This window comes from Bradyrhizobium sp. CCH5-F6, assembly GCF_001556045.1.
Lineage (GTDB): Bacteria > Pseudomonadota > Alphaproteobacteria > Rhizobiales > Xanthobacteraceae > Bradyrhizobium.
Genome location: NZ_LSIC01000153.1, coordinates 1 through 22830 on the forward strand (window position 1 = coordinate 1; position 22830 = coordinate 22830).

Genomic DNA, 22830 nt, shown 5'->3' on the forward strand with positions numbered 1-22830 from the left:
GTTCTCGGCGGTGCAACGGGCGCAATTGCCGGCGCCACCGCGGCATCCCAGCCCGGCTATTACTGGGCGCAGGGCACCTGCTACTACCGCTATCCGAACGGGCAGTATGTGCAGGCCGATCCTCGCGCCTGCTACTGAGTTCTGCGGGCCATATTCGAGCGCGGAGGCGGGCTGAGCCCGCCTCTTTTTTTGCGCGCCGGCGAAGCTTGAAAAAAGCGCTGGCGCTCGTTGCCGCCTCACGCAAATCTCAAAAGAAAAAATAGGGATGATTCGGGGGATGTCGGGACATGCTGGATGCCATCCAGATCAGCGTGGCGCTCTGGGCCATGATCGTTTGCGGCGGGATCAAACTCTCTCAAGCACTGCCGTTCCTGTTCTAAAGCGCGATGCGATCAGGATGAATTGTCATCGCGCTTTGGGTTGTTGTTCAAGCATGGTCTTTTCGGAAAACCGCTGCCGGATCATGCTTTAGCGGGAGATCGGCTGACGCAGCTTATGCTTGCGGCGAGCAAGCCGATTGCTTCGCGCGTCAGGACACGAGCCAGGTGAAGAATGCGATCGTGCCCCACACCAGGCCGCTGATCCAGGCCAGCATCACGATGGCGATGGTCCCGAGATAGGCGATGCCGAGCAGGTCGGGCCTATGTGGTTGGGTCGGGGGGACAGTCTCGGCCGCTGCTTTGTGTGTCATGACCTGACCTCCGCCATGGAGCGTAGCGGAGATCCCAGGTGCAGGCTGTGACGCAGTTCACAGATGCATCGAATGAGGCTTGGACGTCTGAGGCTTGGGCGTATGGGGCTTGGGCGACGAGGAAGGCACCCCGCAATCATACGGGGGAAATTGCCATGCGCTTGTCCAGATCGGCCGTCTAATCTCGGTCTCATGAGTACTCAGTACGATCCACAGCACGAAGCTGAGGCCGCAATGAAGCTGGCCGCGGAATCCGAGGGCGCCGATCGGCAACGACTGATTCAGCTGGCCTTGGCGTGGCAGCAGCTCGCCCGCGGTCCCCGCGAGGAGCAATCGGGCTTGGCGGATCCGGTTGGGCGCATCCGAAGCTGGTAGGCTGTCCCACATGAGAAAGCCCCGTGCTCGGGGGACAAGCACGGGGCCTTTCAAAGCCGACCGGGGCTGGCAAGGTCGGCACCACTGGTTTCGCAGATCCAACGCTCTGATTGCAGGTTCGTTCCGCATCAACTCCGCCGCGGAAATCACGGATGCTGGACGAGGCTGTGCAACCTGGCAGGAACATTCGTTCCGCGGCAACGTTGTGCGGCTATGACCGACCCCGAGTTACGCGCACAATCGTTCGAGATCGCCTGGAGCTATCTCGATCAATCCGGCCTGCTCACGGGCGAGAACAAGGAATCCGCACGCTTCATCTTGAACCGGATCGACCGCATGATGCTGCGGGGAGAGCGGCGCCGATTGCTTCTGTCGAATGCAGCGATCGATGCCTACCGGTTGCGGCCGGTCCTCGTGACTGCATGATCGATCCGATCGAACCGTTCATTAACGAATGCTCGGCCCCTCAATTTGCGATCGCGATTCGTGCCTTGCGAACGAAGGGGAGTCGGACCATGAACAAACAAAAAGCCCCCGAAGGGGCTCAGTGTTTTTCAGGCGGCTTCGGTCTTCGGCACGGGGTCGGCATTCACCGACAGCTTGACGACGTCGCCTTCGACGGCACCGACATATTTCGTGTCGATGTAGTGGGTGGCGGTCTCGGATCTTCCGACGAAGCTTTGGAACGATCTGGCTGCGGCAATTGCGCGGTGGTGGCGGACGCATCAGGGGGAGGGTGAATAGACATCGTCGGGAGCCGCGCGAGGGCGTGTCCGATCAATCGATCGCCAGGCATTGCTCCACGGCCGGCCTCTCGTGGCCGCCACGCGCCCACTCCTGAACGGCGAAGGCAAGATGATGATGGCCCATCGCGGCGCCGACGATCGATGCCTGCGCCAGCTCGATGGGCTTTTTGACCACGTTGGTAGTCACGACGCCCGCGTCGATCGCTAGGTACGACATCGCGACGATTGCCACCGCAGACGCGATGGCCATTCTCGTCCATTCAGATTGAGGCATCGGGATCCTTCTTGGGCACACGTCGCCCGGCGGATAGATAGGGTTCATGTGCCCGGTTCAAAGCCCGGAGCGAAAATACCCACGCGTTCGTGAAGGCGGCGGATAGACCTTGCTCTCGTGAAGCTACCCTCGTCAGAGCCACGCCGATCGACGAAATGACCTGTCGGCTCAACAGGCCGGCGGTTTTTGACTGCAAACAGAGAGGCCGCAGCGGAAAACCCGCTGCGGCCCTATTGTCAAAAAAAGCCGGGTAAAAATATGTAAGTCAACTATGCAGCCAGCCCCGGTGCCTTAACAAAGCACTGCTTTGTTTCAGCAATGTTTCGTCGCACGAAGAAAATGCTGTTCCCTTCCAGGAACTTAGGTCGTGTGACAATGATGCCCGGCTGAAACGAGAGCCGCCGCGGGTGGCTGGTGGCGGGGTTCCCCAACGCCGATAATGAAAAGGCGACGGAGGACCAGCAAGTTGTCAGCGAGAGCATCGAGGAGCCAAGGCGCTTGCCCGGCAGCTTCCGGCCTCTTTCGCGGCTACGATCGCAAGCTGTACGTTGCCTCGCTCGACGTAAGGCGGAACGTCGACGCCGCGACTCCCGCAGGCCCGACAGACGAAGCAGCCGCTCGATATCAGGCAGCCGGCACCTTGTCAGCATCGCCTAGAGGGAAACGAAGCCACAACGCGGTGAGGCCATCGGATGTGTGGGGAATGATTGGCGATCCCGGCAGGACTCGAACCTGCAACCCGCGGAGTAGAAATCCGCTACTCTATCCAGTTGAGCTACGGGACCGTCTCGAGGCCGGCCTTTGCGCCAGCCTCGGTTAACCGCCTGCCTGTCTTCTATCACGCCAAATATGAAAAATCCGCGGGTTGGCCAAGCCCGATCCGAGCTCTTTTCCGCCACAAGCCAAAAAGCTGTGCGTTTCGCTCTTGTTGATCCCGGGGGCCAGGATGATGGGCCAAGGCGAAGCGTGGGAAAGATAAAGATCACGTGCCGCGTCACGAGCAGCGGTGCGCGATCGTCCCGACAGCCATGGGACTATGCCGCGCCAACATGCACCCCGGGCCGCCGGCCCGTCCACGGCAGGGCCTGCTCGAGCTGGGCTGCGAGCCGTAGAAGAATATCCTCGGCCCCAAAACGTGCGACGAACTGCATGCCCAGGGGCATTCCCTCGGAGTCCGTCGTCAGTGGCAGGCTAATCGCGGGCTGTCCGGTCATGTTGTAGAGGGCAGTGTACGAGGCGTGATTGAACAGGCGATCGTACCAGCCCTGCGCATCCAGCGATGGATCGTTGGCATCGAGATGCCCCAGCGCCACAGTCCGCTCCCCGAGGGTCGGTGTGAGCAGCACGTCGTACTCGTTAAAGAAGGGCGCAACCGACCGGCAGACGATGTTTGCGAATGCGTCGGCCATTTCGAGATCGACGAGCGTTAGCCCCAACCCGTATTCGTAGCAGGCGAGGGTGGTGGCTTCGAGCGTCTCCGGCGAGGGGCGGCGTCCGTTGAGCTGGGTTGTGCCGAGAATCCCCGCAGCCAGGAAGCCGCACCAGTAGACGATATTCGCCTTGTGGAACATGGATTCGTCATAGGCAGGCGAGGCTTCGCTCACCTCATGACCGAGAGTTTCGAGTTCGCGTGCCACCCGCATGACCGCATCGCGCACGTCGCCTCCGGCACGCGCTCCATTCATGCCGGACAAGGACACCGCGACGCGCAGCCTCCCTGTCGGAGCGCCGATTTCATCGACGTAGGGGCGGGACGGCGGCGGAATGACGAAGGGGTCCCCGACCCCCGGGCCTTGCACCGAATCGAGCACCGCCGCGCAATCGCGCACCGTACGTGTGACCACGTGTTCGATGCCGAGGCCGTGCAGGGGTTGGCCGAACTCGGGACCGGTCGGGGTGCGTCCACGTGTAGGTTTCAAGCCGACCACGCCGCACATGGCCGCGGGGATCCGAATGGAGCCACCCCCGTCATTGGCATGGGCGATGGGCACGATACCTGCGGCGACGGCGGCGGCGGAACCTCCGCTGGAGCCGCCCGGGGAGCGCCCGACATTCCATGGGTTGCGTGTCGGACCGTAGAGAACGGGTTCAGTCGTGGAGCAGAAGCCGAATTCGGGGGTATTGGTGCGACCGATCGCGACGAAGCCTGCGGCCTTGAAGCGGCGCATCAGCTCGGTGTCGTGCGGCGAGACGAAGCTATCGTTGACAAGCCGGCTGCCCATGTCGCAGCGGACGCCTTCAGCGTGCATGACCAGGTCCTTGATGAGGAACGGCAGCCCCGCGAACGGGCCGCCGGCCGGCTCGGGCGATTGCGAGTCGATGTTGCCTATGACGGCATTGATGGTGGGGTTGACCTTTTCGATGCCCAAGCGGGCGGTTGCCGCCAAATCTGCCGCGCTCACCTCGCCGTTTCGAACCAATTCGGCGAGCCCCAATCCGTCGTACTTTGCGTATTCGTCGAGCTTCATCTTGTCTCCTGACATGACTCGCGTTTCGAGAGCCTCGATCAGGAAAGCGGCATTGCAGATGGTTCACCATCGACCAGATGTTCCACCCCTGCGTGGTCGTGGCGGCGCCGGGGCGCGCGAACCAGCTACGAGGAGCGGGGGCGGCTGGTGAGATGCAGGAGCGCAACCTTGTTGCTCACGCCCAGCTTGTCGTAGATCGCGCGAAGATGGTGCCGCACTGTATAGGGCGAGCAGCCGAGGAATACCGCGATCTCCTTGTAGGAACGGCCCTCGCGATACAAGTCCACGATTTCCGTCTCGCGCGGCGACAGGCGGCCCGTTGCGTCGCGGGGACGGATGCGAAGCACGGCCAGGCCATGGTGGGGGGCGGCATCGACGCTCAAGGCCCGGCCGTCATATCTGTGACCGGCGTTCATCGCGTCGCGCAGCAGGCGGGGCAACTCCGGTCCTCGCCAGCGCGGCCATTCAAGGCTCATCAACGAGCCAAATGTTGCGTCACTCGCATGTAGCAGGCCGTGCTGATCGGCAACGGCAAAGCCCTCTTGAAGAACGTCCGAGCGGGTCTTCAGGCCTTCGACATGGTGCAGCCGGTTCGCATGCCACGCAGCCGCGACGTGCGGCATGATGATCTCCTGAAAGGACCGGTCGGCGTGGCCAAATCCGGGGGCATCAGCCGGCCGATAAAGTGACAGGAAGGCGAACAAGCAAGGGATGGGTGTGGCGACCGCGATGGACATTGCGCTGGCGATGTCGAATCGTTTGCCCAGGGCGACAAATTCGGCATGGCCCATGCCCGTCGCACTCATGCTGGCCGCGACGCCGGGCGTGGCAACCACCTTTGCCGCCAGTGCATCCTTGTGCTTGACGATCTCCCAGTCACGTACAAAGTCGTGCGGCAAAACGTCGACGAAAGAACTGTGCAGCGTCAGCGCCCCGCACGGCTGCGCCCGCAGCATGCCCCAATAGGCAGACCGAAACGGCAAATGGTCGCGCAGCCGCAAAAGCGTGGCTTCCTGAAAGCGGTCGAGCGGCAGCGAGCGCGCCAATGCGTAAAGTTCAAGCAGGAAGGCGCTGGTACGTCGGGCGAGGCTGATTCCCAGTCGATCACGGACAGTCATGTCAGTCGTACACAGGCCCGAGCGGCCGATCCGTGTGCCGGGAAGTGGATAGCAGCTCGTTGGTCAAAGCGATGCACTTTATCACACGGCCGTCCGGATTACACAGCGGTCCGGGGTACTGTCTTAAGCTTCGATCGTCGCCAGTGGCGCAATGAAGCAATTTGGATGCCAATGGCGGAGGATGGCTGGGTTCGGACGCTTCGGGCACCCCAGGCTAAGGATCAGTGCGAACAAAAAAAGGACGTCCGCCAAGCCTGAAGCGAACCGTTTTCGTCCTGGCAGCGACAAAGCGGAACGGTGGGGTGTCAGGGTGCCGGGTTGAGCGGCAGCGGACTGGACGATGGATCGCATCGCCGGGACCGCTGAGGAGCTTCCGGGACACTGCCGCCGGTCGACTGGCTAGGTCTTGCTGCGCCATCAGGACGGCGTGCGCGGCGATACTTGATCGGTCTCCTTTCGGGCTTGTCATGGCGCAATGCGGCTTTTTTGCACTTCTGGTTCCATGGCCTTGAGCCCGTCACCTTTCCGAGCATTTCATCTGACCGCGGCGTTCGCTGCGATATCCGGGAGTCCCATCATGATCGGTCTGGTCCGCGCCGTCACACTCTGCGCCGCGCTGTCGTTCGGTCTTGTCGCCGCGCATGCCGCGGACAAAGCCTTCAAGCGTGACGATCTCGCCGATTCCGCGATCAAGCTGGAGGCCCAGATCAAGAGCGAGGCTGGCCCGGTCGCCAAGACCAATGCGACGCTGAAGACGGACGCCGACGCCGCCTTCCGGCGCAATGATTATCGCACCGGCCTCTCGGTGCTCGGCCAGATCGCAGCGACCACGCCTGATGATGCCGGCAACTGGCTGCGGCTCGCAAAGGTCATCTTCCAGATCACCCCGAAGAGCTCGAGCGAGCAGACCTTCCTGCTCGAGCGCGCTTCGACCGCGGCCTACATCGCCTACCAGCGTGCCGGAAATCCGGGCGAGGAGGCCGACGCGCTCGCCGTGCTCGGCAAGTCGCTGGCCGAACGAAAATTGTGGCGTCCGGCGCTGGATTCGCTGCGGCTTTCGCTCGACATGCGCGAGGTTGCCGATGTCCGCGGCCAATATGAGAAGCTGCGCGACGAGCACGGTTTCCGATTGCTCGACTATACCGTGGACTCGGACTCGGCGAGCCCGCGCGCCTGCTTCCAGTTCTCGGAAGAGCTTGCCAAGCGCACCGATTTCGCACCGTTCCTGGCGCTGGCGGGCACCGACAAGCCGGCACTGTCGGCCGAAGGCAAGCAGCTCTGCGTCGACGGGCTGAAGCACGGCGAGCGCTACAACGTCAATTTACGCGCCGGCCTGCCGTCCACGGTGAAGGAAGGCCTGCCGAAATCGGCCGAATTCAACATCTATGTCCGCGACCGCAAACCCTTCGTACGCTTCACCAGCCGCGCCTATGTGCTGCCGCGGACCGGCCAGCGCGGCATTCCCGTGGTCAGCGTCAATACGCCTGCGGTCAACATCGACGTGTTCCGCATCGGCGACCGCAATCTGATCAACACGGTGGTCGACAGCGATTTCCAGAGGACGCTGTCCAAGTACCAGCTCAGCGATCTCGGCAACGAGCGCGGTGTCAAGGTCTGGTCCGGCGGGCTTGCGACCGCGATGACGCTGAACCAGGACGTCACCACGGCATTCCCGGTTGATCAGGCGCTCGGCGAGCTCCAGCCCGGCGTCTACGTCATGACAGCTGCGGCCAAGGGGCCGGGCTCGGACGACGAGTCCCAGCTCGCGACGCAATGGTTCATCGTCTCCGACCTTGGAGTGGCAGCTTACTCCGGCAATGACGGCATCCATGTCTTCGTCAACTCGCTGGCCTCGACCGATCCGGTCGGGAAGGCCGAGGTGCGGCTGATCGCCCGCAACAACGAGATTTTGGCCACCCGCAAGACTGACGACAGCGGCCACGTCCTGTTCGAGGCCGGGCTCGCGCGCGGCGAGGGCGGCTTGTCGCCGGCGATGCTCACCGTCACGGGCGATAAGGCCGACTATGCCTTCCTCAGCCTCAAGTCCTCCGCCTTCGACCTGTCCGACCGCGGCGTCTCGGGGCGCGTGGTGCCGGCGGGCGCCGATGCGTTCGTCTACGCCGAGCGCGGCGTCTACCGTTCCAGCGAAACCGTCTATCTCACCGCGCTCCTGCGCGACGGTCAGGGTAACGCCGTGACGGGCGGGCCGATGACACTGGTGGTCGAGCGCCCCGATGGCGTCGAATTCCGTCGTGCCGTGCTGGCCGACCAGGGCGCCGGCGGCCGCTCGCTGGCCGTGCCGCTCAATTCGGCCGTCCCGACCGGGACGTGGCGGGTGCGCGCCTTCACCGACCCGAAAGGCTCCTCGGTTGGCGAGACCACCTTCCTGGTCGAAGACTACGTCCCCGATCGGATCGAATTCGACTTGTCGGCCAAGGACAAGCTGATCAAAGCTAATGCTCCAGTGGAGCTGAAGGCGGACGGCCATTTCCTCTACGGCGCGCCGGCCTCGGGCCTCCAGCTCGAGGGCGACATGCTGGTCGCGCCTGCGAGCGAGCGTCCGGGCTTTGCCGGCTACCAATTCGGCGTCGACGACGAGGAGACCACCTCGAATGAGCGCACCCCGCTGGAGAACCTGCCCGAGGCCGACGCCAACGGCGTTGCCACCTTCCCGGTGACGCTGGACAAGCAGCCGGCCTCCACTCGTCCGCAGGAGGCGCAGATCTTCGTCCGCATGGTCGAGACCGGCGGCCGCGCCGTCGAGCGCAAATTGGTGCTGCCGATCGCGCCGGCGACGGCCATGATCGGCGTGAAGCCGCTGTTCGGCGACAAGAACGTCGCCGACGGCGACAAGGCCGAGTTCGACGTCGTGTTCGTCTCGCCCGAGAGCAAGACACTGCCGCGCGACGGGCTGCGCTATGAGCTCCTGAAGATGGAGTCGCGCTACCAATGGTATCGCCAGAACAATTATTGGGAGTACGAGCCGGTCAAGTCGACCTCGCGCGTTGCCGACGGCGATGTCGTGATCGCCGCCGATAAGCCGTCGCGAATTTCGTTGAACCCCCAGCCCGGCCGCTATCGTCTCGATGTGAAGTCGAACGATGCCGACGGACCGGTGACCTCGGTGCAGTTCGACGTCGGCTGGTATTCCGACGGCTCCGCCGACACGCCGGACCTCCTGGAGACGTCGATCGACAAGCCGCAATACGCTTCGGGTGACACCATGACGGTGTCGGTCAACGTCCGCAGCGCCGGCAAGCTGACCATCAACGTGGTTGGCGACCGCCTGCTGACGACGCAGACCATAGACGTCAAGGAAGGAACCGCCCAGGTGAAGCTCCCGATCGGCAAGGACTGGGGCACCGGCGCCTACGTCGTGGCGACGCTGCGCCGTCCTCTCGATGCGGCCGCCCAGCGCATGCCGGGCCGGGCGATCGGGCTGAAATGGTTCGGCATCGACAAGCAGGCCCGCACGTTGCAGGTGAAGCTGACGCCCCCGGCGCTGATCCGGCCGAACGCCACGTTGAAGATCCCGGTCAAGCTCGACGGGCTGAATCCGGGCGAGGACGCCAAGGTCGTCATCGCCGCGGTCGATGTCGGCATCCTCAACCTCACCAATTACAAGCCGCCGGCACCGGACGATTACTATCTCGGCCAGCGCCGACTGACCTCCGAGATCCGCGATCTCTACGGGCAGCTGATCGACGGCATGTCGGGCACGCGCGGCCAGATCAAGTCCGGGGGTGATGCCGGCGCGGGCGAGCTCCAGGGCTCCCCGCCCGCGCAGAAGCCACTGGCGCTGTATTCGGGCATCGTCACGGTCGCCGCCGACGGCACCGCTGAAGTGAGCTTCGATATTCCGGAGTTCGCCGGCACCGCGCGCGTGATGGCGGTGGCGTGGACCGCGACCAAGCTCGGTCGCGCCAACACCGACGTCGTGATCCGCGATCCCGTGGTGCTGACCACGACTCTGCCGCGCTTCCTGCTCAGCGGCGACCGCGGCACGGTCAATCTCGAGATCGACAATGTCGAGGGCCAGGCCGGCGACTACGTCATCAACGTGAAGACGAGCGGCCCGGTGAAGATGACCGGCAATCCCGCCACCACGGTCAAGCTCGCCGCCAAGCAGCGCAACTCCTTCTCGCTGTCGCTGGATGCAACGGCGGCGGGGCAGGCGACGCTCGACGTCGACATCAAGGGGCCGAACGGCCTGGCGCTCGCGCGCCACTATGCGCTCGACGTCAAGGCGGCGACCCAGGTGCTGGCGCGGCGCTCGATCCGGACGCTGGCCAAGGGAGAGAGCCTGACGCTGACCTCGGACATGTTCTCCGACCTCGTGCCGGGCACCGGCACCGTCTCGGTCTCGGCGAGCCTGTCGACCGCGCTCGACGCGGCGACGATCCTCAAGGCGCTCGACCGTTACCCCTATGGCTGCTCGGAGCAGATCACGAGCCGCGCACTGCCGCTGCTCTACGTCAATGATCTCGCGGCCGGTGCGCATCTCGCCATGGACACGGAGGTCGACCAGCGCATCCGCGATGCGATCGAGCGGCTGCTGGCGCGCCAGGGTTCCAACGGCTCGTTCGGCCTGTGGTCCGCCGGCGGCGACGATGCCTGGCTGGATGCCTATGTCACGGACTTCCTGACCCGCGCCCGCGAGAAGGGTTTTGCCGTGCCGGACGTGCTGTTCAAGAACGCGCTCGACCGCATCCGCAACTCCGTCGTCAATGCCGACGAGCCGGAGAAGGACGGCGGGCGCGATCTCGCTTACGGGCTCTACGTGCTCGCGCGCAATGGCGCGGCGCCCATCGGCGATCTCCGTTATCTCGCCGACACCAAGCTCGCCAACCTCGCGACGCCGATCGCGAAGTCGCAGCTTGCGGCAGCGCTCGCCCTGGTCGGTGACCGCAACCGTGCCGAGCGCGTCTATGGCGCCGCGCTCGACAGCCTGGCGCCGAAGCCTGCGCTGGAGTTCGGTCGCACCGATTACGGCTCGCAGCTGCGCGATGCAGCAGCGCTTGTCTCGCTCGCCAGCGAAGGCAACGCGCCGAAGGCGACGCTGACGCAGGCGGTGTCGCGCGTCGAGACTGCGCGCGGGCTGACGCCCTACACCTCCACGCAGGAGAATGCGTGGCTGGTGCTGGCGGCACGGGCGCTGGCCAAGGAAAACCTCTCCATGGAGGTGGACGGCCAGCCGGTGAAGACCGCGCTGTACCGCAGCTACAAGGCGGTGACGCTGGAGGGCAAGCCGCTGAAGATCACCAATACCGGCGACGCGCCGGTGCAGGCGGTGGTTTCGGTCTCGGGCTCGCCGGTGACACCGGAGCCTGCCGCATCGAACGGCTTCAAGATCGAGCGGAGCTACTTCACGCTCGACGGCAAGCCGGCCGACATCAGCAAGGTCAAGCAGAACCAGCGCTTTGCGGTGGTGCTGAAGATCACCGAGGCCAAGCCGGAATACGGTCACATCATGGTGTCCGACTATCTGCCGGCGGGCCTGGAGATCGACAATCCCAAGCTGGTGTCCTCGGGCGACAGCGGCACGCTGGACTGGATCGAGGACGGCGAGGAGCCCGAGGATACCGAGTTCCGCGACGACCGCTTCACGGCGGCGGTGGACCGTGCCTCGGATTCCAAGTCGGTCTTCACCGTCGCCTATGTCGTGCGCGCGGTCTCGCCCGGCAAATACGTGCTGCCGCAAGCCTATGTCGAGGACATGTACAATCCCTCGCGTTATGGGCGGACCGGCACGGGGACCGTCGAGGTGCGAGCGGCGAAGTGAGGTAAGCTCGAATCTGAGTTGAAGTGAATGAGTGCAGCGGAGCCACACAATCAGTCGCCATACCTGGGCCCGACCCGGCCATCCACGGCCGCACGGGCGGTGGATGACGGCGTGGATGGCCGGGTCAAGCCCGGCCATGACGGGCGGAGAGGGCGGCGCGCCTTTCGCCTGTTGTCGGCATCTGCGTTCACCTTCATCCTCGCCATCGTCGGCTTCGTCGCCTGGGTCTATTCCCTCGGCCCGCTCCCGCTCGGCGAAGCGCGGCAGGTCTCCACCACCATCGTCGACCGCAACGGCAAGCTGCTGCGCGCCTATGCCATGGCGGACGGGCGCTGGCGGCTGCCGGTCGACACCAAAACGAATGTCGATCCGACATACCTGAAACTGCTGTTCGCCTATGAGGACCAGCGCTTCTACGCCCATGGCGGCATCGATCCGCTGGCGCTGGGGCGTGCGGCGCTGCAGCTCGGAACGCGCGGCCACATCGTCTCGGGCGGCTCGACCATCACCATGCAGCTGGCACGCCTCATGGAGCCGCGGCGGCAGCGTTCGCTCTACGCCAAGCTGCGGCAGATGGTTCGCGCCATCGAGATCGAGCAGGTGCTTACCAAGGACGAGATCTTCGACCTCTATCTCGCGCTCGCGCCCTATGGCGGCAATCTCGAAGGCATCCGCGCCGCCTCGATCGCCTATCTCGGCAAGGAGCCGAAGCGGCTGTCGCTGGCCGAAGCTGCGTTGCTGGTCGCCCTGCCGCAATCGCCGGAAACGCGCCGCCTCGACCGCCATCCGGACGCAGCGCGCAAGGCACGCGACCGTGTGCTCGACCGCATGGTCGAGGAAAACGTGGTCAGCGCCGACGAAGCCAAGCAGGCCAAGGCGGTGCCCGTGCCGAAACTGCGCAAGCCGATGCCGATCCTGGCGCCGCACGCCTCGGACACCGCGCTTTCGACGGTCAAGGACACGCCGGTCATCAAGCTGACGCTGGACGCGAGCCTGCAGAAGGTGCTGGAGCCGCTGGCGCGTGACCGCGCCATCGCGCTCGGACCGAACATCTCGGTCGGCATCATCGTGATCGACAATGAAAGCGGCGACGTGCTCGCCCGCGTCGGCTCGGCCGATTATTTCGACGAGAGCAGGGCAGGGCAGGTCGACATGACGCGCGCCATCCGCTCGCCGGGCTCGACGCTCAAGCCGTTCATCTACGGGCTCGCCTTCGAGGACGGCTTTGTCCATCCCGACAGCCTGATCGATGACCGGCCGGTCCGCTTTGGCTCCTACGCGCCGGAGAATTTCGACATGACCTTCCAGGGCACCGTGCCTGTGAGGAAGGCGCTGCAATTGTCGCTGAACGTGCCGGCGATCGTGCTGCTCGACCGCGTCGGCTCCAGCCGGCTGGCCTCGCGGCTGCGGCAGGCCGGCGGCAATCTGGTTCTGCCCAAGGACGAGACGCCAGGGCTTGCCATGGGGCTCGGCGGCGTCGGCGTGACTCTCCAGGACCTCGCCCACCTCTATGCAGGTTTCGCCCGGCTCGGCACCACCAAGCCGCTGCGCGAGATCATGGCTGACAAGGATGACCGCGAGCCGCTCCGGCTGCTGGATCAGGTCGCGGCCTGGCAGGTCGGCAACGTGCTGTTGGGAACGCCGCCGCCGGAGAACGCCGCCCACAATCGCATCGCGTTCAAGACCGGCACCTCCTACGGCTATCGCGATGCCTGGTCGGTCGGATTCGACGGCCGCATGACCATTGGCGTCTGGGTCGGCCGGCCCGACGGCGCCCCCGTTCCCGGCCTGATTGGGCGGGTCGCTGCCGCGCCGATCCTGTTCGATGCCTTCGCCAGATCCGGCAAGACGCTCACCCCACTGCCGAAGGCTCCCAAGGGAACCCTGGTGGCCGGCAACGCCAAGCTGCCGCTGCCCTTGAAGCGGTTCCGCCCGGTCGGGGAACTGGTGCGGACGGGGAGCGAGCAGGCGCTGCATATCCAGTTTCCGCTCAACGGCTCGCGGATCGACGTCGATCGATCGGGTGGCCAGGAAAGCGCAGCCATGCCGGTCAAAGTCGCCGGCGGCGTGCTGCCCATGACCGTCATGGTTAACGGCACCGCGCGCGGGGAGATCGACGGCCGCCGTCAGCGGCTGATTGATCCGCCCGGTCCAGGCTTTGCCCGGCTCACCGTGATCGACGCCACGGGCGCCGCGGACACAGTCGTCATTCGAATTCAATGACCCTGCCTCAAGCGGTTGTGGCGATGGCGGTTTCGGCGTAAGCGGAACCAATGGCCGAGACCTACCCAAGCCCCCGTTTTGGAGCACCCCGCGAGCCGAAATCGTCCGCAAATCCGGGCAGCGGGCTCGTGCGCCTGCTCGACATCGTCACGGCCAGCCATGCGCGCGCGGTCGGCTTCCTGGTGCTCTGCGCGCTGCTGCTGTTTCTGCCGGGCTTCTTCACCATCCCGCCGATCGATCGCGACGAAGCGCGGTTCGCCCAGGCCACCAAGCAGATGGTCGAGAGCGGCGACTATGTCGACATCCGCTTTCAGGAGGACGTCCGCTACAAGAAGCCGGTCGGCATCTACTGGTTGCAATCGGCGACGGTCGAGGCAGCATCGATGCTCAAGCTGCCGAAGGCCGAATTGCGCATCTGGGTCTACCGGCTGCCGTCGCTGATCGGCGCGATCGGCGCCGTGCTCATGACGTATTGGGCCGCGCTCGGCTTCGTCACGCGGCGCGCGGCGGTGCTGGCGGCGCTGATGATGTGCGCCTCGGTGCTGCTCGGCGTCGAGGCGCGGCTCGCGAAGACCGACGCGATGCTGCTGCTCTGCGTCGTCGCCGCCATGGGCGCGATGGCGCGGGCCTATTTGTCCTGGCAGCGCGCCGAAGACGAGACGCATCCGCCCTGGAGCTGGCCCGCGATCTTCTGGACCGCGCTCGCTGTCGGTGTCCTGATCAAGGGCCCGCTGATCCTGATGTTCGCTGGTTTCACCATCGTCGTGCTTGCGATCCAGGATCGCGATGCGTCCTGGCTTTGGAAGCTGCGTCCGCTCTGGGGTCTGATGTGGATGCTGGTGCTGGTGCTGCCCTGGTTCCTCGCGATCTTCTGGCGCGCGGGCGATGCCTTCTTCGCCGATTCCGTCGGCGGCGACATGCTGAGCAAGTTGGGGGCTCAGGAATCCCATGGCGCGCCGCCCGGACTGTACCTTGCGCTGTTCTGGATCACGTTCTGGCCGGGTGCGCCGCTCGCGGCGATGGCGGCGCCCGCGGTGTGGCGGGCGCGGCGCGAGCCCGGCGCGCAGTTCCTGCTGGCCTGGCTGATCCCGTCCTGGATCGTGTTCGAGGCGGTGCTGACCAAGCTGCCGCATTACGTGTTGCCGTTGTACCCTGCGATCGCGATCCTCACCGCAGGCGCGGTGGAGCGGCGCGTGCTGTCACGCTCCTGGCTGATGCGCGGTTCGGCCTGGTGGTTCGCGATCCCTGCCGCTGCCTCGATCATCGCGGTCGTCGGCTCGGTGATGCTGACGCGGCAGCCGGCCTTCGTGGCCTGGCCGTTCATCGCTGCGTCGCTGATCTTCGGCCTGTTCGCCTGGTGGCTCTACGACAACAATCGCGCCGAGCGCTCGCTGCTCAACGCACTCGTCGCAGCGCTGGCGCTGGCGGTGGTGATCTACGGCATCGTGCTGCCGTCGCTGACGCCGCTGTTTCCGAGCGTCGAGATCGCGCGCGCGCTTCGCAACGTCGCCTGCGTCGGACCGAGGGCGGCTGCGGCCGGTTATCACGAGCCGAGCCTCGTCTTCCTGGCGGGCAGCCGGACCGTGCTCACCGACGGGTCCGGTGCGGCGGATTTCCTGCGGCAGGGGAGCTGTCGCTTCGCGCTGATCGAGCAACGCTCGGAGCGCAGCTTCGTGCAGCGCGCCGAGGCGATCGGGCTGCGCTACAAGGTCGGCACGCGCATCGACGGCTATAACTTCTCGCAAGGGCGCGCCATCTCGATCTCGATCTTCCGCTCCGAGGGCACCGAATAGCATGCGGGCGCCGACCGACCTTGCGCCGCGTGACGGCTATCCCGCGCAATTGCTCGCCGTGTCCTGGCGCGGGCTGGCGCAGCTGGTGCGTTCACCCTCGCATTCGCGCCGGGCCGAGGCCGCCCGAAAGCTGGCGCGGCATTCGCTGTGGCTGAGCATGGCAGCCGCAGCGCTGGTCATCGTGCTGATGGTCGGGTTCGATCAGACCTGGATCCTGCTGATGCCGCCGCGCGGCACGCCCAGCCTCTGGCCGATCCGCATCCTCACCGATTTCGGCAAGGACGAGTATCTGCTTTTGGTGCTGGGGGCCGCGCTGGTGCTGCTGGCTCTTGTCGCGGCCGGGCTGCAGGGGACCCGCCGCGCGCTGCTGCTCGACTTCGGCACGCGGCTGCAATTCGTGTTTCTGTCTGTTGCCGTGGCGGCGCTGGTCGCCGAGATCCTGAAATATCTCATCGGGCGCGGACGTCCGTTCGTCGGCGGCAAGGCCAATCCGTTCAACTTCGTTCCGTTCGAGGGGACGGGGGCTTATGCGAGCCTGCCATCGGGCCATGCGGTGGCCGCGTTCGCCCTGGCGTTCGCCGTCTCGGCATTGTGGCCGCGCCTGCGCGTGTTCATGTTCACTTACGCAATCGTGATCCTCCTGACGCGTCTGGTGCTGCTTGCGCATCACCCGAGCGACGTCGTGGCCGGCGCCCTGGTCGGAACAGTTTGCGCCATGGCGGTTCGCTACTGGTTCGCGGCCCGAAGACTCGGCTTTGCCATCCGCTCCGACGGCACCATCGTGCCGCTTCCGGGGACGGTTTCGGACCGGCTCAAAAGGGTTGCCCACCGGGCATCCGCCCCATAAAAGCGGCTGCCTGCCGGGACGCCGGTTCCCCGAGGCGGGCCAATTCCAACCACGAGCCTTGATTTGTCGACGTTCCAGCCCTCGGTTTCCATCGTCGTTCCCGTGCGCAACGAAGCCGACAACATCGCGCCGCTGATCGCGGAGATCGGCGCCGCGCTCGATGGCCGCTGGGCCTACGAGATCATCTACGTCAACGACGGCTCGACCGATGCGACCGGCGAGCGGCTTGCCGCCATCATGAAGCAGCGGGACAATCTGCGTCAGCTCCGCCATGCCAGATCAGGCGGCCAATCCGCGGCCGTGCGCAGCGGCGTGCGTGCAGCGCGCGGCGAGATCGTGGCGACGCTCGACGGCGACGGCCAGAATAATCCCGCGTTCCTGCCGGATCTGATCGCGGCGGTCGAGAAGGGCGCGGGACGCGTCGGGCTCGCCGCCGGCCAGCGGATCGGACGCAAGGACACGGGCTTCAAGAAGTTGCAGTCGCGCGTGGCGAACGGCGTGCGCAACGCCATCCTCAAGGACGGCACGCGCGACACCGGCTGCGGGCTGAAGGCGTTCCGGCGCGACGTCTTCCTGATGCTGCCCTATTTCGACGGACTGCATCGCTTCCTGCCCGCGCTGGTGCGCCGAGAAGGCTACGACATCGCCTATGTCGACGTGATCGACCGGCCGCGCCATTCCGGCGTATCGAACTACGGCTTCTTCGACCGGTTGTGGATCGGCATCATGGATCTCGCCGGCGTGTGGTGGCTGATCCGCCGCAAGAAGCCGACTCCGGAAGTGACCGAGGTGAACGCATGATCATTCAATACGGTCAGGCGCTGAGCAATTATCTCTACGACGTCTTCGTCGCCAAGTTCGATTTCTGGCTCGCCTTCGGGCTGGTCGCGCAATTGTTCTTCACCGCGCGCTTCCTGGTGCAGTGGATCGCGAGCGAGCGCGCCGGCAACAGCGTGGTGCCGATGGCGTTCTGGTTCTGCTCGATGGGCGGCGGGCTGATGACGCTGGTCTACGGCGTCGTGAAGCGCGAGCCGGTCATCATCCTCGGACAGTCGCTCGCGACCGTCATCTACATCAGGAACATCATGCTGATCTGGAAGAACCGCGGCAGCGCCTCGAAGACGCTGGATCGCTGATCGACATGCCGCGTGCTTGAAACGCGGTGCCTTCTCGGCAGGCTCACATTGCCGCCTTGAGGGCAGCGAAGCCGCGATCGAGATCGGCCTTGAGATCGTCGACGCTCTCCAGCCCGATGTGGAGGCGCAGCGTCGGGCCGCCCGGCGCCCACTTGGTCGCGGTACGATAGGCATCGCAGTCGAACGGAATCGCAAGGCTCTCGAAGCCGCCCCAGGAGAAGCCCATGCCGAACAGCTTGAGCGTATCGAGCATGGTGTCGACCGCTTTCTGCGGCGCCGGCTTCAGCACGATGCTGAAAAGGCCTGACGCACCGGTGAAGTCGCGCTTCCAGATCGCATGGCCGGGATCGGTTTCGAGTCCGGGATGCAGCACGCGCGCGACCTCGGGCCGGTCGGCCAGCCAGCGCGCCATGTCGAGCCCGGAGCGATGATGCTGCGCCAGCCGCACCGACAGCGTGCGTAATCCGCGCAGTGCCAGAAAGACGTCGTCGGGGCCCGCGCAGACGCCGAGCAGGCGGATGCCTTCGGCGATCTGCGGCCAGGCCTTGGCGTTGGCCGAGATGGTGCCGAACATGATGTCGGAATGGCCGCCGATATATTTGGTGGCCGCCTGCATGCTGATGTCGACGCCCTGCTCGAGCGAGCGGTGATAGAGCGGGGTCGCCCAGGTGTTGTCGTCGATGACGAGCGCGCCGCGGGCATGCGCGACCTCGGCGATGGCGCGGATATCGGGCATCTCGAACGACTGCGAGCCCGGCGCCTCGACCAGCACCGCGCGCGTGTTGGGCTTGAACAGCTTGTCGATGCCAGCGCCGATCAGCGGATCGAAATAGCTGGTCTCGACGCCGTAGCGGGCGAGCATCCCGTTGCAGAAATTGCGCGAGGGCCGATAGACGTTGTCGACGACCAGGATGTGGTCGCCCGCCTTCAGCACCGAGAGCAGCGTGGTGGAGATCGCCGACAGCCCGGACGGAACGATGCCGACGCCGGCGCATTGTGGACCCTCCAGCGCCATCAGCGTGTCCTGGAACGCCCTTGTCGTCGGGCTGCCATGGCGGCCATAGGTGAACTCGCCGCGATGGGCGTGCAGGTCCTCGGCGGTGGGATAGAGCACGGTCGAGCCGTGGAACACCGGCGGATTGACGAACCCCTTCTGCGCCTTGGTGTCGCGGCCGGAGGTGACCAGCCGGGTCTCGGCGTGCTGCTCTTGGGGGTGCGAGGAATCCATGCGCCTGCCTTCAAAATCGCGTTTCCACCGGCGTGTCGCGCCCGTGGGTCGGCCGAAAGGCCGTGGTCGTTAATAACAGAACACAGAAGAGTCCCGTCAACCCCTTGACCCGGCAGGCCAGTCGTTCTGTGATGTGGCGCTATTCAGTCGCCGCATGTTGAGGGGCCTGCCGCGACCTTCGATCCATCGTCTGACCGGACGAGGTGCACAGCCAACATGGCGGGCGCCGTTCGGCAGGGATTAAGGTATGGCCTCCCGGCATCGGCGAGTGTTCGGCAAGTTTTTCCAGCATGACTCTTGCAAGGCTCAGCCTGGCGGAGATGATCCTGTGCACCGTTCCTGACCTTGAGACGACCTTGAAAGGCCCGAAGCCCATGAAACGCGTAACCCTGGCTCTCACTCTTGCTCTCACCGCCGGCCTCTCTGCCCAAGCCGCCGATGCGCAGACGCTCAAGACCGTCAAGGACCGCGGCATGCTGTCCTGCGGCGTCAGCCAAGGCTTGCCCGGCTTCTCCTCGCCGGACGACAAGGGCAACTGGACCGGCATCGACGTCGATGTCTGCCGCGCCATCGCGGGGGCGATCTTCAACGATCCGACCAAGGTCAAGTACGTGCCGCTGTCGGCCAAGGACCGCTTCACCGCGCTGCAATCGGGCGAGATCGACGTGCTGTCGCGCAACACGACCTGGACCATCTCGCGCGACACCTCGCTCGGCGCCAACTTCACCGGCGTGACCTATTATGACGGGCAGGGCTTCATGGTGAAGAAGTCGCTCAAGGTGAATTCGGCGCTCGAGCTCAACAGCGCCTCGGTCTGCGTGCAGACCGGCACCACCACCGAGCAGAATCTCGCCGACTACTTCAAGGCCAACAACATGAAGTACGAGGTGATAGCGTTCGCCACCAACGACGAAACCGTCAAGGCCTATGAGGCCGGTCGCTGCGACGTCTTCACCACCGACCAGTCTGGCCTGTACGCCAATCGCCTGAAGCTCGCCAATCCCAACGACCACATGGTGCTCCCCGAGATCATCTCGAAGGAACCGCTCGGCCCGATGGTGCGTCACGGCGACGACCAGTGGTTCGACATCGTGAAATGGACGCTTTTCGCGATGATCACTGCCGAAGAGCTCGGCGTAACCTCGAAGAACGTCGACGAGAAGGCGAAACTGGAAAATCCGGAGCTCAAGCGCGTGCTCGGCAGCGACGGCAATTTCGGCGAACAGCTCGGCCTGACCAAGGATTGGGTGGTGCGGATCGTGAAGACGGTCGGCAATTACGGCGAAGTGTTCGATCGCAACGTCGGCGCGGGCTCGCCGCTCGCCATCAATCGCGGTATCAACAATCTCTGGAACAAGGGCGGTCTTCAGTACGCGCCTCCCATCCGCTGATCCTCCCTGGTCGGCTGGCGGCGGCATGAGCACCGAGGCCCGAAAACCGCCGCTCCAGATCGCGCTGAAGATCCGGCGCATTCTGGGCGGCAAGGCAGGCTGGAACGGCGTTGCCGTCCAGTTTGCTTTCGCGGCGGTCCTGGGCTGGATCGGCTATGAGATCGTCTCCAATGCTCGGGCCAACCTGGAAAACCAGCACATCGCAGCCGGCTTCGGCTTCCTCCGGAACAACGCCGGGTTCGACGTCAACCAGACCCTGATCCCCTATACCGGCTCGGACACGTTCCTGCGCGTGTTCTTCGTCGGGCTTCTGAACACGCTCGTGGTCTCGGTGGTGGGCATCGTCTTCGCCACCGTGATCGGCTTCATCGTCGCGCTGTGCCGGCTGTCGCCCAACTGGCTGTTGTCGCGCGTCGGCGAGATCTATGTCGAGGTCATCCGCAACCTGCCGCTCCTGTTCCAGATCCTGTTCTGGTACCTCGCGGTGCTCGCGGCCTTGCCCAATCCGCGGCAGAGCATTTCCGTGCTCGGCATTGCCTTCATCAGCAATCGCGGCCTCGTCGTTCCCAGCCCGATCGGCGAACGCGGCCTCGAGCCGTTCCTGGCGATGCTGGCGCTCGGCATCGTGGCGTCTCTGGCCCTGCGCTTCCATGCGCGGCGCGCGCTGTTCCAGGAAGGGCGCGTGATCCGGATCTGGCCCTATGTACTGGGCCTGCTGTTCGGGCTGCCAGTCGCCACCATGCTGGTGTTCGGGTTGCCCTTCACCTTCGAACTGCCGCAGCTCAAGGGCTTCAACTTCGCAGGCGGGTCGCGCCTCATCCCCGAGTTCGTCGCGCTGACCTTGGCGCTGTCGACCTATACTGCCGCCTTCATCGCCGAGATCGTGCGCGCCGGCATCCTGTCCGTGCACAAGGGGCAGATGGAAGCTGGATCCTCGCTAGGGCTCAGCCGCGGCGCCACGCTCCGCTTGATCGTCATACCGCAGGCCATGCGCGTCATCGTGCCGCCGCTGACCAACCAATATCTGAACCTCACCAAGAACTCGTCGCTGGCGGTCGCGATCGGCTATCCCGACCTAGTGTCGGTGTTCGCCGGCACGTCGCTGAGCCAGACCGGGCAGGCGATCGAGATCATCGCCATGACGATGGGCATCTATCTCCTGATCTCGCTGCTCACCAGCGCCGTCATGAGCGTCTACGGTTGGCGCGTCAGCCGGAGCCTCGGCGCATGACCGACGTCACCTCGAGCGGCTTCGTCCGCCGGGACCTGCTCGCCGAGCGTCCCGCGCCGGTCAAGACCACGGGCTTCTTCGGCCTGTTGCGCACGCGCCTGTTCAACTCGCCGACAAATATCCTGCTGACGATCCTGGGCGCCTTGCTGCTCTGGTTCACCATCGTTCCCTCCGTCAAGTTCCTGGTGGTCGATGCGGTCTGGAGCGGCAAGGACCGCACTGCCTGCCTTGCCGAGAACGCCGGCTTTGCGGTCGGCGCCTGCTGGCCCTACATACAGGCGAAACTCCCGCAGCTGATCTACGGCTTCTATCCGGAGGCGGAGCGCTGGCGGGGCGACCTCACGATGTTGCTCGCGGTCGTCCTGCTGCTGCCGCTGCTCGTTCCGCGGTTGCCGGCGAAGAGTCTGAATGCCGGCCTGTTCTTCGTCGCCTTTCCGGTGGTCGCATTCTTCCTGCTGCACGGCGGCGGCATCAAGGGCTTCGGCCTGAGCTGGACGGCCGGCCTGCTGCAGCTGTTCGACGAGAGCATCATCGGCGCCGGGCAGGCGCTGCTCAGCCAGAGCAAGACGTCCGCCATGGCCCCGCTGCTGTGGGGCCTCGGAACCCTCATCGTGCTGGTCGGCACGGCGATCTCCTGGCTGATCTTTCCGCTGACCTGGCTGCGCGATTATGTCCAGGTGACGGGGCAGCCGGTCTGGGCCGATTTCGCCATCACGGCCGCGATTGTCAGCCTGATCGCCTTCTTTCTTGCTGGCGGCGTTCGCACCGGCGGGCGGGCTCTGGCGTCCAGCATCGCCACCTTCATCGCCATCGCGATCGTCATCAGGCTGATGGGGCTCGACCGGGGCGGGTTGCCGGTCGTGACGACCAATCTATGGGGCGGCCTCCTGGTGACGCTGGTGGTCTCGGTCACCGGTATCGTCACCTCACTGCCGATCGGCATCGCGCTGGCGCTCGGCCGCCGCTCCACCATTCCGCTGATCCGGATATTCTCGATCGCCTTCATCGAATTCTGGCGCGGCGTGCCGCTGATTACGGTGCTGTTCTTCGCCACCTACATGCTGCCCTTGTTCCTGCCCGGGAATTTCACCGTCGATGGACTGGTCCGCGCGCTGATCGGCATCGCGCTTTTCACCGGCGCCTACCAGGCCGAGAACGTCCGCGGCGGGCTCGCTGCGATCCCGCGCGGGCAGAACGAGGCGGCGGCCGCCCTCGGACTGTCGTGGTGGAAGACGACCTCCCTGATCGTGCTGCCGCAGGCGCTGCGTCACGTCATTCCGAACCTCGTCAACAGCTTCATCTCGCTGTTCAAGGACACCTCGCTGGTCTCGATCGTGGCGCTGTTCGACCTCTTGGGCTCGCTTCGCGCCTCGTTCTCGGATCCGAAATGGTCGACGCCGTCGACCGCCTTCACCGGTTTCGCCTTCGCCGGGATCATCTACTTCATCTTCTGCTTTGGAATGTCGCGCTACTCGCTGTTCGTCGAGCGCCGCCTCAACGCCCACCGCCGCAGCTGATCGAGGCCAC

At 65.1% G+C, this 22830-nt stretch carries 16 protein-coding genes and 1 tRNA gene; 11 read left to right on the forward strand and 6 right to left on the reverse strand.

What is annotated here, in order from left to right:
- Positions 1-529: 529 nt before the first annotated feature.
- Positions 530-691, reverse strand: a complete 162-nt coding sequence (locus AX729_RS40690; protein WP_061027272.1) for a hypothetical protein — start codon at positions 689-691, stop codon at positions 530-532.
- A 588-nt stretch (positions 692-1279) separates the two neighbouring features.
- Here AX729_RS40690 and AX729_RS26990 point away from each other — a divergent pair.
- Positions 1280-1492 (forward strand): hypothetical protein, encoded by a 213-nt coding sequence (locus tag AX729_RS26990; protein ID WP_061027274.1) that lies wholly within the window; start codon positions 1280-1282, stop codon positions 1490-1492.
- Positions 1489-1806, forward strand: a complete 318-nt coding sequence (locus tag AX729_RS39985) for a hypothetical protein (RefSeq protein WP_156457228.1) — start codon at positions 1489-1491, stop codon at positions 1804-1806. Before AX729_RS26990 ends, AX729_RS39985 begins: the two co-directional genes overlap by 4 nt.
- A gap of 37 nt (positions 1807-1843) precedes the next feature.
- Here the strand turns inward: AX729_RS39985 and AX729_RS26995 are convergent, their stop codons facing one another.
- The 4 genes from AX729_RS26995 to AX729_RS27010 all read right to left on the reverse strand — a co-directional run bounded on the left by AX729_RS26995 (position 1844) and on the right by AX729_RS27010 (position 5600).
- A complete protein-coding gene (locus AX729_RS26995) occupies positions 1844-2062 on the reverse strand; it encodes a hypothetical protein (RefSeq protein WP_245325399.1) in 219 nt (72 codons plus the stop codon).
- Positions 2063-2794: 732 nt separating this feature from the next.
- Positions 2795-2871: transfer RNA gene (locus tag AX729_RS27000), tRNA-Arg, on the reverse strand.
- Positions 2872-3120: 249 nt separating this feature from the next.
- Positions 3121-4554, reverse strand: coding sequence for an amidase (locus tag AX729_RS27005; protein ID WP_061027304.1), 1434 nt, complete (start codon positions 4552-4554; stop codon positions 3121-3123).
- A gap of 125 nt (positions 4555-4679) precedes the next feature.
- Positions 4680-5600, reverse strand: a complete 921-nt coding sequence (locus tag AX729_RS27010) for a helix-turn-helix transcriptional regulator (protein WP_061027276.1) — start codon at positions 5598-5600, stop codon at positions 4680-4682.
- Positions 5601-6249: 649 nt separating this feature from the next.
- On the opposite strand from AX729_RS27010, the gene AX729_RS27015 reads away from it, so the two are divergent.
- From AX729_RS27015 to AX729_RS27040, 6 genes are all read left to right on the forward strand, one after another.
- On the forward strand, positions 6250-11454 hold the full coding sequence (locus tag AX729_RS27015; RefSeq protein ID WP_061027277.1) for an alpha-2-macroglobulin family protein: 5205 nt from the start codon (positions 6250-6252) through the stop codon (positions 11452-11454).
- A 111-nt stretch (positions 11455-11565) separates the two neighbouring features.
- Positions 11566-13677 (forward strand): penicillin-binding protein 1C, encoded by a 2112-nt coding sequence (pbpC, locus tag AX729_RS27020; protein ID WP_061027305.1) that lies wholly within the window; start codon positions 11566-11568, stop codon positions 13675-13677.
- A gap of 50 nt (positions 13678-13727) precedes the next feature.
- Positions 13728-15470: an ArnT family glycosyltransferase gene (locus tag AX729_RS27025; RefSeq protein WP_061027278.1), complete on the forward strand. Its 1743-nt coding sequence runs from the start codon at positions 13728-13730 to the stop codon at positions 15468-15470.
- Between the two features lies 1 nt (position 15471).
- Complete coding sequence (locus AX729_RS27030) at positions 15472-16317, forward strand: phosphatase PAP2 family protein (protein ID WP_061027279.1); 846 nt, start codon at positions 15472-15474, stop codon at positions 16315-16317.
- Positions 16318-16380: 63 nt separating this feature from the next.
- Entirely contained in the window at positions 16381-17118 is a 738-nt protein-coding gene (locus tag AX729_RS27035; RefSeq protein WP_061027280.1) for a glycosyltransferase family 2 protein, read from the forward strand.
- On the forward strand, positions 17115-17453 hold the full coding sequence (locus AX729_RS27040) for a lipid-A-disaccharide synthase N-terminal domain-containing protein (protein ID WP_028176420.1): 339 nt from the start codon (positions 17115-17117) through the stop codon (positions 17451-17453). Before AX729_RS27035 ends, AX729_RS27040 begins: the two co-directional genes overlap by 4 nt.
- Positions 17454-17496: 43 nt before the next feature.
- Here AX729_RS27040 and metC read toward each other — a convergent pair whose 3' ends face one another.
- The gene (gene metC, locus AX729_RS27045; RefSeq protein WP_061027281.1) at positions 17497-18681 is read right to left on the reverse strand and encodes a cystathionine beta-lyase; all 1185 of its coding nucleotides are present in this window, start codon (positions 18679-18681) and stop codon (positions 17497-17499) included.
- A 374-nt stretch (positions 18682-19055) separates the two neighbouring features.
- Between metC and AX729_RS27050 the strand changes: the two genes are divergently transcribed.
- Genes AX729_RS27050 through AX729_RS27060 form a run of 3 tightly spaced genes read left to right on the forward strand, consistent with a single transcriptional unit; the run spans position 19056 to position 22820 of the window.
- Entirely contained in the window at positions 19056-20072 is a 1017-nt protein-coding gene (locus AX729_RS27050; protein ID WP_061027306.1) for an amino acid ABC transporter substrate-binding protein, read from the forward strand.
- Positions 20073-20097: 25 nt separating this feature from the next.
- Entirely contained in the window at positions 20098-21303 is a 1206-nt protein-coding gene (locus AX729_RS27055; protein WP_061027282.1) for an amino acid ABC transporter permease, read from the forward strand.
- Positions 21300-22820: an amino acid ABC transporter permease gene (locus tag AX729_RS27060; protein WP_061027283.1), complete on the forward strand. Its 1521-nt coding sequence runs from the start codon at positions 21300-21302 to the stop codon at positions 22818-22820. Before AX729_RS27055 ends, AX729_RS27060 begins: the two co-directional genes overlap by 4 nt.
- The last annotated feature ends 10 nt before the right edge of the window (positions 22821-22830 follow it).

What these genes read in the sequence shown, in the direction of transcription:
- AX729_RS40690 (WP_061027272.1), bottom strand. Translation starts at nt 691, where the DNA reads ATGACACACAAAGCAGCGGCCGAGACTGTCCCCCCGACCCAACCACAT.
- AX729_RS26990 (WP_061027274.1), top strand. Translation starts at nt 1,280, where the DNA reads ATGACCGACCCCGAGTTACGCGCACAATCGTTCGAGATCGCCTGGAGC.
- AX729_RS39985 (WP_156457228.1), top strand. Translation starts at nt 1,489, where the DNA reads ATGATCGATCCGATCGAACCGTTCATTAACGAATGCTCGGCCCCTCAA.
- AX729_RS26995 (WP_245325399.1), bottom strand. Translation starts at nt 2,062, where the DNA reads ATGGCCATCGCGTCTGCGGTGGCAATCGTCGCGATGTCGTACCTAGCG.
- AX729_RS27005 (WP_061027304.1), bottom strand. Translation starts at nt 4,554, where the DNA reads ATGAAGCTCGACGAATACGCAAAGTACGACGGATTGGGGCTCGCCGAA.
- AX729_RS27015 (WP_061027277.1), top strand. Translation starts at nt 6,250, where the DNA reads ATGATCGGTCTGGTCCGCGCCGTCACACTCTGCGCCGCGCTGTCGTTC.
- AX729_RS27025 (WP_061027278.1), top strand. Translation starts at nt 13,728, where the DNA reads ATGGCCGAGACCTACCCAAGCCCCCGTTTTGGAGCACCCCGCGAGCCG.
- AX729_RS27030 (WP_061027279.1), top strand. Translation starts at nt 15,472, where the DNA reads ATGCGGGCGCCGACCGACCTTGCGCCGCGTGACGGCTATCCCGCGCAA.
- AX729_RS27040 (WP_028176420.1), top strand. Translation starts at nt 17,115, where the DNA reads ATGATCATTCAATACGGTCAGGCGCTGAGCAATTATCTCTACGACGTC.
- metC (WP_061027281.1), bottom strand. Translation starts at nt 18,681, where the DNA reads ATGGATTCCTCGCACCCCCAAGAGCAGCACGCCGAGACCCGGCTGGTC.
- AX729_RS27050 (WP_061027306.1), top strand. Translation starts at nt 19,056, where the DNA reads ATGAAACGCGTAACCCTGGCTCTCACTCTTGCTCTCACCGCCGGCCTC.
- AX729_RS27055 (WP_061027282.1), top strand. Translation starts at nt 20,098, where the DNA reads ATGAGCACCGAGGCCCGAAAACCGCCGCTCCAGATCGCGCTGAAGATC.
- AX729_RS27060 (WP_061027283.1), top strand. Translation starts at nt 21,300, where the DNA reads ATGACCGACGTCACCTCGAGCGGCTTCGTCCGCCGGGACCTGCTCGCC.